The sequence below is a fragment of the Microcystis sp. LE18-22.4A genome, from assembly GCF_027531105.1.
Classification (GTDB): Bacteria; Cyanobacteriota; Cyanobacteriia; order Cyanobacteriales; family Microcystaceae; genus Microcystis; species Microcystis aeruginosa.
Window position 1 is genome coordinate 1 of the sequence record NZ_JAPZRB010000288.1, and the last position, 13197, is coordinate 13197.

At 42.8% G+C, this 13197-nt stretch carries 15 protein-coding genes; 8 read left to right on the forward strand and 7 right to left on the reverse strand.

Going from position 1 to position 13197, the window contains the following annotated elements:
- Nucleotides 1-734 (reverse strand): RNA-guided endonuclease InsQ/TnpB family protein (locus O9295_RS13305; protein ID WP_288033270.1); only part of this gene is annotated, 734 nt, incomplete at its 3' end.
- A 163-nt stretch (nucleotides 735-897) separates the two neighbouring features.
- On the opposite strand from O9295_RS13305, the gene O9295_RS13310 reads away from it, so the two are divergent.
- From O9295_RS13310 to O9295_RS13320, 3 genes are read left to right on the forward strand one after another with little or no spacing between them, the layout of a single operon-like run.
- Nucleotides 898-1257 (forward strand): ferredoxin thioredoxin reductase catalytic beta subunit, encoded by a 360-nt coding sequence (locus tag O9295_RS13310; protein WP_061432731.1) that lies wholly within the window; start codon nucleotides 898-900, stop codon nucleotides 1255-1257.
- Between the two features lie 9 nt (nucleotides 1258-1266).
- Nucleotides 1267-1692 carry a DUF309 domain-containing protein gene (locus O9295_RS13315; RefSeq protein ID WP_147073110.1) on the forward strand — a complete coding sequence of 142 codons (426 nt, stop codon included), beginning with the start codon at nucleotides 1267-1269 and terminating at the stop codon, nucleotides 1690-1692.
- A 49-nt stretch (nucleotides 1693-1741) separates the two neighbouring features.
- Nucleotides 1742-2242 (forward strand): LptA/OstA family protein, encoded by a 501-nt coding sequence (locus O9295_RS13320; protein WP_288033272.1) that lies wholly within the window; start codon nucleotides 1742-1744, stop codon nucleotides 2240-2242.
- A gap of 199 nt (nucleotides 2243-2441) precedes the next feature.
- Here O9295_RS13320 and O9295_RS13325 read toward each other — a convergent pair whose 3' ends face one another.
- The 3 genes from O9295_RS13325 to O9295_RS13335 all read right to left on the reverse strand — a co-directional run bounded on the left by O9295_RS13325 (nucleotide 2442) and on the right by O9295_RS13335 (nucleotide 4350).
- Nucleotides 2442-3458 carry a thiamine phosphate synthase gene (locus tag O9295_RS13325; protein ID WP_288033274.1) on the reverse strand — a complete coding sequence of 339 codons (1017 nt, stop codon included), beginning with the start codon at nucleotides 3456-3458 and terminating at the stop codon, nucleotides 2442-2444.
- Nucleotides 3433-3582 (reverse strand): hypothetical protein, encoded by a 150-nt coding sequence (locus O9295_RS13330; protein WP_288033275.1) that lies wholly within the window; start codon nucleotides 3580-3582, stop codon nucleotides 3433-3435. The genes O9295_RS13325 and O9295_RS13330 overlap by 26 nt, the downstream gene beginning before the upstream one ends.
- 156 nt (nucleotides 3583-3738) lie before the next feature.
- Nucleotides 3739-4350, reverse strand: a complete 612-nt coding sequence (locus O9295_RS13335) for an IS607 family transposase (protein WP_288033276.1) — start codon at nucleotides 4348-4350, stop codon at nucleotides 3739-3741.
- Nucleotides 4351-5531: 1181 nt separating this feature from the next.
- Between O9295_RS13335 and O9295_RS13340 the strand changes: the two genes are divergently transcribed.
- Nucleotides 5532-6263 (forward strand): PEP-CTERM sorting domain-containing protein, encoded by a 732-nt coding sequence (locus O9295_RS13340; RefSeq protein WP_288033277.1) that lies wholly within the window; start codon nucleotides 5532-5534, stop codon nucleotides 6261-6263.
- Between the two features lie 230 nt (nucleotides 6264-6493).
- On the opposite strand, the gene O9295_RS13345 is transcribed toward O9295_RS13340, so the two are convergent.
- On the reverse strand, nucleotides 6494-6868 hold the full coding sequence (locus O9295_RS13345; protein ID WP_170915463.1) for a four helix bundle protein: 375 nt from the start codon (nucleotides 6866-6868) through the stop codon (nucleotides 6494-6496).
- A 154-nt stretch (nucleotides 6869-7022) separates the two neighbouring features.
- On the opposite strand from O9295_RS13345, the gene hisIE reads away from it, so the two are divergent.
- The 4 genes from hisIE to O9295_RS13365 all read left to right on the forward strand — a co-directional run bounded on the left by hisIE (nucleotide 7023) and on the right by O9295_RS13365 (nucleotide 11821).
- Nucleotides 7023-7658, forward strand: coding sequence for a bifunctional phosphoribosyl-AMP cyclohydrolase/phosphoribosyl-ATP diphosphatase HisIE (hisIE, locus tag O9295_RS13350; protein ID WP_149988172.1), 636 nt, complete (start codon nucleotides 7023-7025; stop codon nucleotides 7656-7658).
- Between the two features lie 630 nt (nucleotides 7659-8288).
- Nucleotides 8289-9674 (forward strand): dihydrolipoyl dehydrogenase family protein, encoded by a 1386-nt coding sequence (locus tag O9295_RS13355; RefSeq protein WP_288033279.1) that lies wholly within the window; start codon nucleotides 8289-8291, stop codon nucleotides 9672-9674.
- A 25-nt stretch (nucleotides 9675-9699) separates the two neighbouring features.
- Nucleotides 9700-10323 (forward strand): dTMP kinase, encoded by a 624-nt coding sequence (gene tmk, locus O9295_RS13360; RefSeq protein ID WP_287691807.1) that lies wholly within the window; start codon nucleotides 9700-9702, stop codon nucleotides 10321-10323.
- Nucleotides 10324-10327: 4 nt separating this feature from the next.
- Nucleotides 10328-11821 carry a thymidylate synthase gene (locus O9295_RS13365; RefSeq protein ID WP_288033281.1) on the forward strand — a complete coding sequence of 498 codons (1494 nt, stop codon included), beginning with the start codon at nucleotides 10328-10330 and terminating at the stop codon, nucleotides 11819-11821.
- A gap of 165 nt (nucleotides 11822-11986) precedes the next feature.
- On the opposite strand, the gene O9295_RS13370 is transcribed toward O9295_RS13365, so the two are convergent.
- Both O9295_RS13370 and O9295_RS13375 read right to left on the reverse strand, forming a co-directional pair.
- Complete coding sequence (locus O9295_RS13370) at nucleotides 11987-12418, reverse strand: DUF4278 domain-containing protein (RefSeq protein ID WP_012266918.1); 432 nt, start codon at nucleotides 12416-12418, stop codon at nucleotides 11987-11989.
- Between the two features lie 74 nt (nucleotides 12419-12492).
- Nucleotides 12493-13197: RNA-guided endonuclease InsQ/TnpB family protein (locus O9295_RS13375; protein WP_288033282.1), on the reverse strand; the 705-nt coding region annotated here is incomplete at its 5' end.

Sequence of the window (13197 nt, forward strand, 5' to 3'; positions counted from 1 at the left end):
TTCTTCTTTGAGAGTTTACGTTGAGCCTTTTTTAGTCTTTTTTCCGACTTACGAAGAAACCGTGGGTTATCAATTTTATCCCCATTAGAGTCGGTTAATAAATGGTTTAAACCTAAATCAATCCCTACTTCTTTTCCTGTATAGTCAAAGGGTTCTACTCTTTCAATGTCTAAGACAAATTGACAATAAAAGCCATCGGCTCGTTTAATAAGCCTGACTCTTTTGATAGTGGATTTATCGAGAATCTCACGGCTAAAAGTGCCGATTAACTTTAATTTCCCTATCCCTGTTTTATCCGTGATGTGGATAAACTTTTTGTCTTCTGTTAGTTTCCAACCAGAAGTTTTGTACTCGACAGACCTTGAAAACTTTTTGAATTTAGGATAGCCTTTTTTCGCTAAACCCTTCTTGCTCCGTCCGCTCGCCGAATTCGATTCGGCGCGGGCGGTGCGCTTTTGACAGTTATCATAAAAACGGGATATAGAGAACCAAGCTCTTTGGGCACTTGCTTGACGAGCCATAGAGTTGAGTTTACCAACAAAGGAAAATTCAGGACTATTAGATAATTCGGTAGTTAGCCTACACAAAGTACCATAGTTAACCTGATCTTCTTTGGTAGAGTCCATCCAAAATCTTAAACATTTATTCCTGATGAACTGTCCCACCCTTATAGCCTCTTGAATGGCTATCTCTTGGTGTGAATTGGTTTTTAACTTAAACTCTATGACTCGCATTGACTCGACCTCTCAATGTGTTATGCTTATAATCTAGCAACTCATCGTACAAGGTGTCAAGGCGATGTCAGCTTTTCATCTCCGAGGTAAAACCGAGGGTTCCTTCAAGCTGACATTTTAGGTAAAAAGTTTTTTTGTAGAAAGCTAAGGGGATCAGATAACTATGAGCCAGATCACAAACACGGATAAGAGTCTTGAGGCGATGAAAAAGTTTGCCGAACAGTACGCTAAAGGTACAAATACTTACTTCTGTAGCGATCTCTCGGTGACAGCCGTAGTAATTGAGGGATTAGCGCGTCATAAGGACGAATTAGGCGCTCCTTTATGTCCCTGTCGTCACTACGAAGACAAAGAAGCGGAGGTAAAAAATACTTTCTGGAATTGTCCCTGTGTACCGATGCGGGAACGGAAAGAATGTCACTGTATGCTATTTATTACCCCCGATAACGAGTTTGCTGGGGAAGAACAGATAATTTCCCTCGACTATATCCAAGAAGTCCGCGAATCGATGAAGGGGCATTAGTTTAGGGTAATGACAGCCACCGCTTTTGGCCAAGGAATCGACGAATTTAATCGCCAGCAATTCTATGCTTGTCATGATACCCTAGAGGCTTTGTGGATGGAGTCCACAGAGCCTGAAAAAACCTTTTATCAAGGCATTTTGCAGATTGCTGTCGCTTGTTACCATCTGGAAAATAATAACTGGCGCGGGGCGGTAATTCTTTTGGGAGAAGGGGTTAGACGTTTGCAACACTATCAACCCGATTACGAGGGGATCAACGTGACGCACTTGGTGGGGGAGAGTTTGGATCTATTAAACTTTTTACAGAATCTCGATCCCCAAGCTTTACCGGCAGTGCTAGAAGCGATGAAAAGCAATCAGGAACATCCTCATCCCCACCTCGATCGATCTATCTGTTCTCTGCCGAAAATCCTCAAAAGTCATCCCGTTCTCTAAAAAGCTAGATTAGTTAGTCAATACAATTACGTCTATAGGTGAGATTTCTATGAGAGCAAGATACGCAAAAATCAGAGGATGGCTAGTTGCCCTCGTTTCTGCTGGCTTAATCATGGGATTGGGCAATTCTCCCCTAGTCAAAGCACAGCAGAACATTGTACCAGGTAATGCCATGACAGTGCGATCGGATATTCAGGAGGCGAACTCAAAAACGGGGGTAATTACTGCTCGGGGTAACGTACAAGTGTTCTATCCCGCTCGCAAAATGCAGGCCACTTCCGCCCAAGCTCAGTATTTTAGCCGCGAACGTCGTTTAGTGATGACGGGTAACGTTTACGTTTTGCAGGAAGGCAACAGTATCCGCGCCGAAACGATGACTTATCTTGTCGATGAGGGCAGATTTATCGCTACTCCCCAAACCAGTCAGCAGGTGGAGTCAATTTATTTAGTCAAAGATAACGAAACTTCCCCCCAACCGGCTGCTTCTCCGACACCCGCACCCATACCTTCCCCTTCCCTCCCCGCTGCCCCAATTATTAACCCGCAGTGATTAGGAGTCAGGAATCAGGAGACAGGAGACAGGAGATTATTTTTATTTATTCTTCCCACACCCCACCCCCCCACTTCCCCACACCCCACACCCTACACCCCACCCCCCCACTTCCCCACACCCCACACCCCACACCCCACACCCTACACCCTACACCCCACACCCCACACCCCACACCCCACTTCCCACTTCCCACTCCCTACTTTAATTGGTTTAATAATTGTTGTGTCACCACATCGGGGTGCTGCGCTTCCATGATGGCCCGGACTACAGCTACCTGTTGCGCTCCTGCCTCTAAAACCTCTTTAATGTTACTACTATCAATACCACCGATCGCAAACCAGGGTAAAGGGCAATTTTCCCGCGCATAACGGACATATTCCAATCCTGCGGGGGTTTTTCCTGCTTTGGTGGGGGTGGCATAAACCGGCCCGACTCCCACATAATCGGCCTTTTCTTGGATTGCTTTGGCCATCTCTTGGGGATTAGTGGTGGACCGGCCGATAATTGCCCCAGGACCGAGAAATTGCCGCGCTAGGGAAATCGGTACATCCTGTTGACCGAGATGAACACCATCGGCATGAATGGCCTGAGCAATATCGACGCGATCGTTCATAATAAATAAAGCATCGTAACGGTGGCATAACTCACACAGTTTAGCGGCCTCTTCTAAACGAATCGTATCAACGGCGGTTTTATGGCGGTACTGCACCAATTTTAACCCCCCTTTTAGGGCTAATTCGACGATTTCTAGGAGATTTTCGGCGGGAGAAGTGACTAGATAGAGGGGAGATGCTTGCAGTTTTTCCAGAGGTGGCGAGATTAATAGTTTACTCTCTAGCTGATAAACCCGATAGCGCAGCTGTTTACAGGCTATCCCTAGCTCCAGATCATAGAGTTTACCGTATTCTTCTAAAACCCTAAAAGCCTCCTGTACGCGAGCGAGATTGGCCTGCAGCAGTCCCTCGACAGTCTCCCGGATTTCTTCCCTGGGATGGCTTAAATCCCTGCCGATATCGCCGGCCGTGTCCCGATGTCGTTTAAGATCGATCGAGTGCCAACTAGCTAATTGATGGCGCATTTCTTTACATTCTTGGGCTAAATCGGGATTATCTAAGCCAAAACGACACCATTCTTCGATAATTCGCAGTCCTTCTCTGGCGCGGTCAAGGTTAGCATCGAGAATCCGTTTAATCGCCGTGGTTTCTAGTTTCATTGCCGTCAATGTGGATGTCAATACAGCCGTCAGCCAATTTGATCCCCCTCAATCCAGCTTGGAAAAGGGAACTTTCCTGGTTTCCCCCCTTTTTTAAGGGAGGCAAGGGGTAGGGTTGATTCATGAATCAACCCTACCTTGAATCAACCCTAGGGCAAGGGGGGATCAAATTCTCTTTATCATCTCAAATATTACTATTCTTGGCCCTGGTTCGGGGAACAGTAGAGGCGGCATCAGACAGCCAACAAAGAGGGATAAGAAACCCAGGCCAAGGATAATTTTAAGCCACACGGACATCCTTAAACGCCCCTAGGTATTCTAGTAATTGCTGATGAGCCGGGTTATGTAGTGGGTAGAGATGATCGTAACAGATGGTGACGAGGGCTTGCAGATCGTCCACTAAATCCTCAGCTGCAATGGATTCCTGGGTTTGATTGAGGAGAATGACTTGGATTTTGAAGAGACGGCACAAACCCAAAATAAAATCATGACAAAAGCGACTCACACTTTCCGCATGGGTTAAAACTAGAGATTTCACCTCACCCTGACAAATCATCTTCACTAGACGCATAAAATTAGGGTGATTGTGGCTGACTCCGTCGCCGATATCGGTGAGAATTTCAAAGGGTTGACCCTGCTGATGGCAAAATTCTTCTAACGCTTTTATCTGGGTGTCTAATTGGGGTTTTTGTTCAGGTCGATTAACACGAGCATAGCCAATAATCAATGGGGTTGCTTGACCAGATTGTAAGAGATCTTCTGGTCGAAATCGGCGATGACCGCCGCGGGTACGAATTGAGACAATTTTACCCTGTTGTTCCCAGCGCCGGAGGGTTTTAATGCTAACTCCGAGTAAATCGGAAGCTTCTCGAATAGTGATGAGGGTATTCATATATATAAGCTGTTAAGTAGGGTTTGCGGCAAAAAGTTTGTTGGTGGGGCTAGGAGTCAGGAGACAGGAGACAGCTTTTGTGTATTCTCCCCACTTGCCACTTGCCACTTTCAAGTCAGGAGTCAGTAAGAATTGCGGCAATTTACATTTCTTAAGATAGAGAACAGAATTTATGTCCGACTACTTAACTTAACCCAGTTTTAATTAAAGAAATTTCTCGAGAGAGAATCGTCCAACTTTAGACAGTCAGTTGTCCACTTTTATACTGCCATTGCCCTACGCTGGTAACTATAGATGATTTAGGAAAATTAGTCATACCTCTTTAGATAGAGATATTAAACGGGATTTTTGGTCTTTCTAAAACCTGAGTTTGTCCGGGGGTTTTGGGGTGACATTTTTGTGGGAGCAAAAGGAAGTTACCTCGTTAGGGAGTTGATTGCCATCGAACTCCAGTTTTGACTGTCAAAACTGTTAAGTTTTATACATTGTACCTCTCTTGATTAAGTTTTGTAACGAATTGAGAGATTTTTTTTTGAACTAAGTAGGGAGGCACAATTATTTGTAGGATGGGTTAGCGGTAGCGTAACCCATGCGGGCGTTGGGTTTCATGCTTCAACCCAACCTACGTTCATCTTATATTTAATTCCACCCACCTACTTAGAGCCTGTTTATTTGTCCAACTTTGACCAGAAAAGCTTGGGTATATTTGTCAACTTTTGGGTAGTTATGTTCGGGGAAAACTGCTATAAATTTGACAAAAAATAGCTAAATATTGCCGAAAAAAAGTTTTATAAAACACAGGGTAAGCGAAGCGCATCTTAACAATCGTTAACAAAATGAACTTGATTTATGTGAGTTGCTTACCCAGAGGGTGATTCAGGCATATTTGAGGAGAATTTGCCATCTCAATTGTTAAGCAAAAATCGACCAAATGTTAAGAATTCCTAACTATTTTGATTGACTGGTATCAATTGAAATGCCCACACAGCAAGCGGATGACCAAATTGGTCAATGGTCAATAGCGTTTGAGATGGGCTCACCCTGTTCTAAAACACTTGTTTTTTTTGAAAAGTTTCGCTATAGTTGTGTCAAGTCAAACAAAAAGTTATCAGCGAGCTTAACACTTGCTTAACTTCTTTTGATGGCTATAGTACACACAATTAACGCTGGATAATTCAGTTATGATGACAACCAACAAATTAACCAAAATCCTTTCCGGTGTGGCGGTTCTCGGTGCCGCTACTGCTACTGTTGTCGGTATCGCCGCTTCTCCTTCCCATGCTGCTGTGACACTCGCAGATCTTCTTGCGCCAGGAGCTTCATTTCTCGTTGACGATAAACTATTCACCGATTTCTTTTTCCAACCTACCCAACCAGCAGGAGGCTGCTTAATCAGTCTTTGCGGGCCGGTAGATCCAGCCGCTATTATGGTCGGTCCGGCAACAACCGCTCATGGACCAGGGCTTAAATTTACCGGTTTGTTTTTCGCTCAGGGCGGGGTTATGTACGATATAGCCTTGGGGTACACCGTTGAAGTTCTCGATCCCCACAAATGGATTCGAGATATCCACATGACAGTTGATGGAACAATGGTCGGAGAAGGAGATTTAGAAATTATTGAGACTGTTCGTAAGCCTGATGATACAGTGGTAGGTCAGTGTAAAGTCGATAATCATACATACGCAGGATTGAGCTGCGGGATGGACTTGATCGGGTTGCATAAAAAACTCAAAGTGAGAAAAGATATAGAACTGATGGGTTTCGATCATGTGAACATGACGACTCCCGAGGAAGTCTCATTTTCTATCTTAGATCAGGAATTTAGTCAAACCGTTCCCGAACCGGGTACTATCCTCGGACTTCTGGCAGTGGGTGGTTTAGGATTGGTTTCCCGCTTGAAGAGACAAAAATAACAGTTACCAATGTCTTGCACACATTGATAACTGTGACGTTGAACAAGAATAGCTAAAGGTTAGATGCCCTGTTTGGTTTTCTAGCTTTTAGCTTTTTCTTATCGGGTTGATTCTAACACGAATGGGGGATAGGGGATAGGGGATAGGGGATAGGGGATGGGGGATAGGGGCTGGGGGATAGGGGATAGGGGCTAGGTGATAGGGGATGGGGGATAAGAAACACCCAACCACTAATTTCCGCCAACCCCCGCTTCCAGAGAACGAATTAAGGCCGATAACAACCGACCCACTGATTCACATTGGTTAAGAAGGGGTTCAATCGTATCTGATGGGTTCAATCGGACTCTTTTTGATAACAGTAGATGGGTTTCTAATTCTCTAAGAGAACCTTGGGCTATGTAGAGAAACTGTAGGTATTCTTTGCGGGTTTTTCTGCCATGACCCTCGGCAATATTAGCAGGAATAGAAGCGGAAGCCCTGCGAATTTGAGAAATCATCCCGTAGGTTTCTTCTTTGGGGAAATTGCGAGTGGCTAAATAGCATTTTTCTGCCAAATCCATTCCTGTTTGCCAAACTTGTAAGTCTCGATAGGATTGTATTCTCATCAATTTCTCAGCAATTTTTTTATTATTCAACCATTAAATCCCAACCCCCATCCCCTAACCCCTAACCCCTAAACCCTAACCCCCAAGACCCCATGGCTATATAATTAAGCTTTGGGTAATTTGTCCCACCATAATTCTTGACCGCGAAAAACTGATGTCTTCTTTACTCTCTGCTATTCCCCTCGACGCGATCGCTTATAATCCCCAGGGTTTAGTACCGGCGATCGCTCAAGACTATCTTGATGCTACAGTGTTAATGATGGCCTGGATGAATCGGGAATCCCTCGAAAAAACCCTCACCACTGGGGAAGCATGGTACTGGAGTCGTTCTCGTCAAGAATTATGGCACAAGGGCGCTACTTCTGGCCATATCCAAAAAGTGCGTCAAATTCGCTACGATTGCGATAGTGATGCTATCTTACTGACTATTGAGCAAATCGGTGATATTGCCTGTCATACCGGCGAAAGAAGCTGTTTTCACCAAGTAAATTGGCAAAAATCACCGCCAGCGGCCGACACTCTCTCGGAATTGTTTAAGGTAATTTGCGATCGCAGAGACGAGCCTCATCCGGAATCCTACACCTGTAAACTTTTGGCCGGGGGAGATAACAAAATTCTCAAGAAAATCGGCGAAGAATCGGCAGAAGTGGTCATGGCCTGCAAAGATAATGATGGCGATGCTATTGCCTCAGAAGTGGCCGATCTTTTTTATCATACCCTCGTCGCTCTCGCCTATCATCAAGTCCCCCTGCGAGATGTCTATAAAAAACTGCAAGACCGGCGCCGGTAATCAGTTATCAGTTATCAGTAATCAGTTATCAGTTATCAGATTTGAGTTTTAAGTGGGTGGGTGGAATTAAATATAAGATGAACGTAGGTTGGGTTGAAGCATGAAACCCAACGCCCGATTATGTTACGCTACCGCTAACCCATCCTACAAATAATTGTGCCTCCCTACTTAGGGTTTGCTGAATAAGTACGGGCGAAGCATTCGGATAGAAAATCTACGTTTTCACCGATAGGTTATTGCCCGAATGCTTCGCCCCTACAGGACGCGGGCCGATGAAGACGCAAGGTTTTGAACGACGATTCTCTCAAAATCTTGCACCTGTGGGAGCGAGAAAAGCCCCAAAACCCTTACTTTGCCTACATTTCAAATTTATTCAGCAAACCCTACTTAAGTGTTAAGTTTCCGATTCCTGAATACCGTCTCCTGATTCCTGACTCCTGACTTGAAAGAGGGTGTAGGGTGTAGGGTGTGGGGTGTGGGGGAATGGGGAAATGGGGAGACCACTTCGTGCGCGTTGCGGGGGGAAGTGGGGAAGTGGGGGAATTTCAACTAAAACCCTTAAACCCTAACACCCTAACACCCCAAAACCCCCAACACCTTTTTTGACTTTTGACTTTTTACTTTATATTTGTGGTTTACGACTTAGTAATTATTGGTGCCACTCCTGCGGGGATAGAAGCGGCTTTGTTGGCTGTTCACCTCAAAAAAAGGGTGGCTTTAGTGCAACAGCCTTCTAGCGACAATTTAGAGGCATCTGAGGACATTTTTAGCAAGGGCTACAGCCAAATTATCCATCTCTATAAACTGCTGAATCATTGGCAAGAAACGGCCATTTATCCCCAATGGCAACGGTTGCGGCAATGGTTAGAGGAAGTAGATAAAACTATTAATAAAAATCATTCTTTGGCAAGATTAGCCACGGAAGGAATAGATGTGATCCCGGGTGGAGGGGAATTTGTCCGGCTGCCCCATTTAGGATTTGTGGTTAATGGTCGGCAATTGTTGGCTAAACACTATCTTATCGCCACGGGTTTTTATCTGCAAGTCCCGAAAATTTTCGGCTTAGATGAGGTTAATTATTTTACCGCTCAAACCCTTTGGCAAGAGCCAAATTTAGACAAGTTGGGACAACATTTAGCGATTATTGGCAACAGCAGCATGGCTGTGAGTTTAGCGCAAATTCTCCGACGTTTAGGGAAAGAAATTAGCTTAATTATCGAGGATAATTATCTACTGCCGGATATTGATTGGGAAATCTCCCATTTAGTTACTGCCATTTTAGAAGCGGAAGGAATTAAGATTTTACCCGGCTATTGTCCTAGTCAAGTGAAAGCGATCGAGGGTCAAAAATGGTTACAATTAGGCAATCGTGTTATCGAAGTTGATGATCTCATTTTTGCCGGTAATTATCAAGTCAATGAACAGGGATTAAATTTGGACGGGGTGGGAGTTAAACTAGAGGAGAGATTAATTAGGGTTAATCAGCAATTCCAAACCGATAATTCCCGCATTTATGCCCTAAATTTGCTCAGAAATAATTATCCCGATCCTACTTTAAATCATCGGGCTGCTTTTGGGTTAGTCAAGCATCTGCTCACGGGAGAAAAATTTAACTTTAATCCCGAGCAAATTCCCTCATTTATTGCTTTCGATCCTGCTATTGCTTGGGTGGGTTTAACTGGAAAAGCAGCCCAGGACAGCTATGGTGAGGAGGTAAAGATGATCAACTATCCAATTAAAAATATGGTCCCACAGCAAATCTGGGGGGAAACCACGGGATTTTGTCAATTAATCTACCGACAAGATGGTAAAATACTGGGAGCGCAAATAGTCGGTAATCAAGCAGCAGAAATGATTAGTATTATCAGTTTAGCTTTACAAGAAAATTTAACCATACAATCCCTCAATAAAAATATTTATGCTTGGGGAAGTATGGGAGAGATTATCGGAGAAATGACGCAATTAATCCCCCAGAAAAAATCTTGGTTAACTTGGCTAAAACAATTATTCAGATAATTAGAGCGAGAAGGAAGATTAAATTATGAAACCGAAATTTATTGTCTTTGAAGGTATTGACGGATCGGGAACAAGTACCCAAGCAAAACTCTTACAAGAATATTTTTTAAAGCGAGGGGAAAAAGCAGTTTTAAGTCCGGAACCTTCCGAGGGAGTCATCGGTCGTTTGATTCGAGAAATAATGCAAACTAATCTTATTTCTATCAAAGATCAAAATCAATTTGACCGACAAATGGCCTATTTATTTGCAGCTGATCGCCATGATCACTTATATAATGATCACGATGGCATTTTTAAACTTATTCACCAAGAACAAACCCACGTTATCACTACTCGTTATTATTTTTCCTCCCTGGCCTACAATTGCAATAATCCCGAAGAATTTGCTTTTGTTCGGCAGTTAAATCAACATTTTCCCAATCCAGATTTAGTTATTTATATCGATGTTATTCCCGATATTTCTCTAGCAAGAATTAAAAACAGAGCCATCACAGAAGTGTACGAAAAACAAGAAAAATTAATGAAAGTTCGTCAAATGTTTATCGAGATATTTAAAGAATATAAAGATAATTGTTTACAACTGGATGGCAGTGATACAATAGAAAACCTTCACCGAAATATTATTAATTATCTTGAACGATTAATTTAAATCCATGCTTAGTACAGAAACCACCCCTAAATTCATCTACCAACCCCACTATAAACCCAATCAATTAATCTGCGGTCACGGACAAACGGCAATTATCACGGGATGGACAGTAAAACAGTCCCTTGCTAAACATTTAAATCCCGACCAATACGCGGTGATTGGTAATCTTTATAGTCCCACCAGAGGAATTAGTCCCCTGCTGAGAAACTTAATAGCAAATCCCCACGTTAGATACTTAGTTATTCTCAACGCAACTAAGGAAGATAAGAACTCCGGTAGCTGTCAATGTTTGCTAGATTTTTTTAGTCAAGGATTCCAGTTAGGAAAAAGTGACACAGGTAAAGAATGTTGGCTAATTAATTCTTCTACCACTGGATATATTGACAAAGAAATTGACCGAGAAATTCTCGAAAAATTGCGTCAATCAATTCAATATCAACCAGTTAAATCCATCTCAGAAGCGATTGAAACTGTCAAAAATTATGCAAAACAATCCCCCTTACCAACTTGGGGAGAACCATTAACCTTTCCCCTCTTAGAAAATCTTCCTTCTTTGCTACCCGGGACAAGATACGGTCATCGCATTGAAGGAAAAACTATTGCCGAAACTTGGGTAAAAATTCTCCAAAAGATTAAAACCACTGGCACAATTAGACCGACAGGATATGATGGTAAATGGCAAGAATTAATTGACCTAATGGCTGTTGTTACCGATGAACCCCCAGACTTTTATTTTCCTGAACCTAATTATTTGCCTATAGATAGAGCTTTTCTCACCGAATATATCGGGCAAATTCTCGATGATTCCCCTATACACCAAGGAGTTAAATACACCTACGGTCAAAGATTGCGCTCTTGGTTTGGCCGGGACCAAATTGCACAGGTTATTAATAAATTAATCTCAGAAATTGATGCTGCTAGTGCAGTTATGTCCCTCTGGGATGTGAAAGACCACGAAAAGGGAGGTAGTCCCTGTTTAAATCATATTTGGGTGCGAGTGGTGGAAAATGAATTATCTCTCACCGCAATATTTAGAAGTAATGATATGTTTGCCGCTTGGCCGGCAAATGCCATGGGATTGCGCGCTTTACAGCAACATATTTGCCAAGAAATCAATCAACGCTCCCAGTATAATTTAACCTTGGGTCCATTGATTACTATTAGTCAATCGGCCCACATATACGATGATACTTGGGAGAATGTCGAACGATTAATCGCCACCCAGTACGATAAAATTGTCAATCAGCGCAATTTTTTTGACCCTAGCGGTAACTTTTTGATTTCTGTGGAAAAAGAACAAATTCTTGTCCAACAAACTACCCCCGGCAGCGGGGAAGTTGTCGCTTGTTATCAAGGCAAAAATCCCCTCAAATTAATCCGCGAGCTTGCAACAACCAATCCCGCAATTATTCCCGAACATATCGGTTATCTGGGAATCGAGTTACAAAAGGCATACAATTGTATCAAAAATAATCAGCCTTATATTCAAGACCAGTAGATAGGTGGGAAGTTTCAGTGAACAGTGAACAATAAACAGTAAACAGTGAAAAGACAGTAGGAAACTTCTATTTAATACTACTCACTTAAAACTCAAATCTGATAACTGATAACTGATAACTGATAACTGATAACTGATAACTGATAACTGATAACTGATAACTGATTACTGGTCCTTGTTTGCTGAACCAGCGCCGCGATATTTGAGAGATGAGGAGCGAATTGGGTTAGCCACCGTCGGATTATTGGTGATTTTAACCTCCGCACCGCGATATTTACCTCCTCGCTCCTTGACAGGAGCCTCGGTGACTGTTGGCTCGATATAGGTGGCGCCACGATACTTTTTCTCGCCGGCGGTTTCTGGAGTGGGGACGGGGACATTCTTCTGCTCTTCTCGTCCTTGCCATAAAAAGGTGACGACAATCACAACTGTCAAGAGAATTAATAGCTGAATCTGCCAAGGAGCTAAAACCAGACTCAACACTAAACTAATTACCGTGGCGGCACTGGCCAGATAAGCGATCTCATCGCTGGACTGCTGCCAGAAATAGGCAGCCAAGGCAGCGGTGAATAGTGGGAACAAAAACAAATAGGACATTCTGGGTACACCTTGTCACACTAGTGAACCAATCTCTCTATTATTACCGCTCAACTAAACTTACTCAAACTTACTTAAAAGCCTGAAAGCTTAGTCATTCGTAGTTCGACTGGCTCACTAACAAGTGGGTCAAGCACTACAGGATTAAACGGCAAACCCTTTATTCCCTGGTCAATGACATCAGGAATTACTTTTCTAATGATGTTAAATGCCCCATTGACATCGGCATTTAACAACTGATTTGTTTCCATTTTATAAAGTCCCCTAGCTAACCTTTTTCCCTTAAATAATGGTTTTTCTTCACCATATTTAGGTAACTCATCCCTATCTAAAGCACTGGATTGTGAGGTATAGGATTCTTCAGTTATTATGACTTTTATCCCTTTTAATTGAGCTTTATAGGTTAACATTTCTATTAATCTATTATGGGGAATATTGACAAATTGTTGATTATTCCTTTTTCCTAGATTAAGAGATTGTTTCATCCGCTCATTATGCCCAATTATTAACGTCCCTATTTCATGAATAGTACACCAATCTATTACTCTTTTACTGGCTGTGTGTAGATAATTTTCTACTCGACAGTTTCGTTTATGGGTTAGGAATATCAATCTCTTAGATGAGGGTTGATTACTTTGGGTTTTCAGTTGAGATTGTAAGCGGGAACGTTGTTTGTTGTAGAAGGTGTTAATTGCTTTTAACGGTCTGCCATTTACCAAAAGAGGTGCTACACCTGTTTGATTTGTAGTTACAGCCATTAAGTTATTAACTCCTAAATC

What these genes read in the sequence shown, in the direction of transcription:
- O9295_RS13310 (WP_061432731.1), top strand. Translation starts at nt 898, where the DNA reads ATGAGCCAGATCACAAACACGGATAAGAGTCTTGAGGCGATGAAAAAG.
- O9295_RS13315 (WP_147073110.1), top strand. Translation starts at nt 1,267, where the DNA reads ATGACAGCCACCGCTTTTGGCCAAGGAATCGACGAATTTAATCGCCAG.
- O9295_RS13320 (WP_288033272.1), top strand. Translation starts at nt 1,742, where the DNA reads ATGAGAGCAAGATACGCAAAAATCAGAGGATGGCTAGTTGCCCTCGTT.
- O9295_RS13325 (WP_288033274.1), bottom strand. Translation starts at nt 3,458, where the DNA reads ATGAAACTAGAAACCACGGCGATTAAACGGATTCTCGATGCTAACCTT.
- O9295_RS13330 (WP_288033275.1), bottom strand. Translation starts at nt 3,582, where the DNA reads ATGAATCAACCCTACCCCTTGCCTCCCTTAAAAAAGGGGGGAAACCAG.
- O9295_RS13335 (WP_288033276.1), bottom strand. Translation starts at nt 4,350, where the DNA reads ATGAATACCCTCATCACTATTCGAGAAGCTTCCGATTTACTCGGAGTT.
- O9295_RS13340 (WP_288033277.1), top strand. Translation starts at nt 5,532, where the DNA reads ATGATGACAACCAACAAATTAACCAAAATCCTTTCCGGTGTGGCGGTT.
- O9295_RS13345 (WP_170915463.1), bottom strand. Translation starts at nt 6,868, where the DNA reads ATGAGAATACAATCCTATCGAGACTTACAAGTTTGGCAAACAGGAATG.
- hisIE (WP_149988172.1), top strand. Translation starts at nt 7,023, where the DNA reads ATGTCTTCTTTACTCTCTGCTATTCCCCTCGACGCGATCGCTTATAAT.
- tmk (WP_287691807.1), top strand. Translation starts at nt 9,700, where the DNA reads ATGAAACCGAAATTTATTGTCTTTGAAGGTATTGACGGATCGGGAACA.
- O9295_RS13365 (WP_288033281.1), top strand. Translation starts at nt 10,328, where the DNA reads ATGCTTAGTACAGAAACCACCCCTAAATTCATCTACCAACCCCACTAT.
- O9295_RS13370 (WP_012266918.1), bottom strand. Translation starts at nt 12,418, where the DNA reads ATGTCCTATTTGTTTTTGTTCCCACTATTCACCGCTGCCTTGGCTGCC.